The following is a 2,681-nucleotide window of genomic DNA, read 5'->3' on the forward strand; positions in this document are numbered from 1 at the left end:
CTTCGGGGCTGTCAACGCCTATTCGTCGCTCTTTTCCCGTGGGCGTAAACGGAAGCGCAGGCCATCGGCACGCTCCCCGCCGCGCTCGCGCGTCAGGGTGCCGTGTTCGAACAGGAAACCCGCGATATCGGGGCGCCCGGCGGCGGACAGGATCGTCTGCACGATGATCAGGATCGGCACCGCCAGCAGCGCGCCGACCGTGCCCCATACCCAGCCCCAGAAGCTGATCGAGATAAGGATCATTACCGGGTTGATCGTCAGCCGGTGCCCGACGATCAGCGGCGTCACCACGTTCGCCTCGATCAAATGCGCGCCATACATGATCGCGGGCGCGGCCATCGCGGTCCATACGTCGGAAAAGGTCATCAATCCGCCCACCGCAAGCAGCAGCGCCGCGATGACCGGCCCGAAATAGGGAATATAGTTCAGTAGCGCGACGATCCCGCCCCACATCAACGGGAACGGCATGCCCAGCAGGTGCAGTGCGCCGGCGATGATACAACCGAGCGCGATGTTGATCGCGGTGATCGTGCCCAGATAGCTCGACACGTCGTCGACCATCTCCTGCAGCACCCGCGCGGTTGCCATCGCGCCACCGAAGCTGATCCGCTCGGTGATCATCCTCTCGCGCATCCGCGTCCAGCCGGACAGGAAGAAAAACGCGACCAGGATCGCATAGAACACCTGAATGATGACCGCCGGCGCCGATGTCGCGGCCAGTTCCACGATCGAGCTGGGCGGCGCCACCGCGGCGGTCGGCGACGGGCGAACCGGGGTGCTCGCGATCTGCCGCAGCGTGCGATTGGCGTAGCGCTCAAGGCTTGAATAAAGTTCGAGTAGCGGCGCCAGATTGGCCTGGATTCGACCGATCCGCGTCGGCAGCAGCCGGAAGAATTCGGTCGCGGGAACGACGATCGCCGCCAGCGCGATATTGGCGACGATCAGGAACAGCACGACGCAGGTCAGCGCCGCCAGCGCCGATGGCATCCGCCGCCGTTCCAACCATTCCAGCAACGGAATCAACGCCAGCGATACGACCAGCGCCACTGCCGTCGGCATGAAGAATTCGGCGCCTTCCTTCAGCGCGAACGGCAGGCCGACGATCAACCCCAGCCCGGCCGTGAGCGTGAGCGCGGCGAGCAATCGATCACGCCGCAGCGCGACGATCGGATCGTCGTCGGCGGAATAGCCCAGCGCATCGGCTCTCGCGGCGCCCGCGTTGGAAGCGGGGAGCGCATCGCTCGTGTCGGGCGTGGGTGCCGGTTGATCTGCCATGGCGTCCACCTAACGGCATTTTGCCACAGGCAACAAGCGCGGCCTACCCACACCGACCATCGCGCCGCGCCGTCGCGGCGCGGCGCCTCACGACGCCAGTCGCTGTTGCCACGGCCCTTCGTCGAGATAGAGATAGTCGGGATCGAACTCCGCGACACGCGACAGTCGCGGCAAGTCCATGATCGTGACCTTCCCGCGCGAGAAATCCGCCAGCCCTTCCTCGCGGAGACGCCGTAGCGTGCGGTTGACGTGAACGCTGGTCAGCCCGCACGCCTCGCCCAGATCCTGTTGCGTCAGCGCCAGCGGAAAGCTCATGTCCCCCGCGCGACCCACTGCGGCGAGCCGGAAATAGATCTCGGTCAGCAAATGCGCGACCCGGCCCACCGCATCGAGCCGGCCAAGCCGGAAGATCCATTCGCGATGCAATGCCGCGTCGAGCAACGTCGATCGCCACAGCCATCGCGCCAGATGCGGCATCCGCTCCATCAGCGCCTCGATCCGTGCGTGCGGAAAGACGGCGATGCGCGACTCGGTCAATGTGCCGACATCATGATCCAGCACCTCCAGCGGAAAACCGTGGAGGTCGATGAAATCGCCGGCCACCTGCAATGCCACCAGCTGCCGGAAACCGTCGCGGGCGTCCATGTAGCGGCACATCGTTCCGTCGAGCAGCAGCGTGCTGTATCGCACGCGCTGCCCACGGCTGGTGACGATCGTGCGCGCCGGCAGCGTCTCGACCCGCTCCACCGACGCTTCGAGCGCGTCCTTTTCCGCTTCGGACAGCCGAAACCGTCCCCGTCCCCGCAGAAAATCGCCCGTCACGCGCATCGACCCGCTCCGCTTACCGTACATCTACCGTAACCGAGGCGTAACGACCTAGGCGGCAATGCGATCCTCGAAGAGGATTTTCAGATCGCGCTTGAGGATCTTGCCATTGGCATTGCGCGGCAGCGTATCGGGCACGAAGCGGATCGCGACCGGGACCTTGAACGCTGCCAGATGCGATCGCACCCAGGCCTGCAGTTCGGCTTCGGACGCGGTCGCGCCAGGGGCGAGATGCACCACCGCCGCCGGTTCCTCGCCCAGGATCCGATGCGGGATGCCGATCAACGCGCAGTCCGTCACCGCGGGATGATCGTAAAGCACGTTCTCCACCTCGGTCGAATAGATATTCTCACCCCCGCGGATGACCATGTCCTTCGCGCGATCGAGGATGAAGCAGAACCCCTCCTCGTCGATCCGCGCCAGATCGCCGGTGCGTACCCAGCCATCCACGAAGGTCGCCGCGCTCGCCTCGGGCTTGTTCCAATAACCCTTCACGATCATCGGCCCGCGCGCCCACAATTCGCCGATCGTACCGACGGGCAATATGCTGACCCCATCCTCGGCACGCACCTCCAGATCCG

At 65.2% G+C, this 2,681-nt stretch carries 3 protein-coding genes; all 3 read right to left on the bottom strand.

Annotated elements, in window-relative coordinates:
• Nucleotides 1-18 precede the first annotated feature (18 nt).
• Complete coding sequence (locus ACFDSW_RS05725; protein ID WP_375249318.1) at nucleotides 19-1,275, bottom strand: AI-2E family transporter; 1,257 nt, start codon at nucleotides 1,273-1,275, stop codon at nucleotides 19-21.
• A gap of 87 nt (nucleotides 1,276-1,362) precedes the next feature.
• Nucleotides 1,363-2,103, bottom strand: coding sequence for a Crp/Fnr family transcriptional regulator (locus tag ACFDSW_RS05730; protein ID WP_375249319.1), 741 nt, complete (start codon nucleotides 2,101-2,103; stop codon nucleotides 1,363-1,365).
• Between the two features lie 48 nt (nucleotides 2,104-2,151).
• The coding region (locus ACFDSW_RS05735; RefSeq protein ID WP_375249320.1) for a class I adenylate-forming enzyme family protein at nucleotides 2,152-2,681 on the bottom strand (530 nt) is incomplete at its 5' end.

The sequence above is a fragment of the Sphingomonas sp. genome, assembly GCF_042091075.1.
In the GTDB taxonomy this organism is placed as follows: Bacteria; Pseudomonadota; Alphaproteobacteria; order Sphingomonadales; family Sphingomonadaceae; genus Sphingomonas.

What these genes read in the sequence shown, in the direction of transcription:
- ACFDSW_RS05730 (WP_375249319.1), bottom strand. Translation starts at nt 2,103, where the DNA reads ATGCGCGTGACGGGCGATTTTCTGCGGGGACGGGGACGGTTTCGGCTG.
- ACFDSW_RS05725 (WP_375249318.1), bottom strand. Translation starts at nt 1,275, where the DNA reads ATGGCAGATCAACCGGCACCCACGCCCGACACGAGCGATGCGCTCCCC.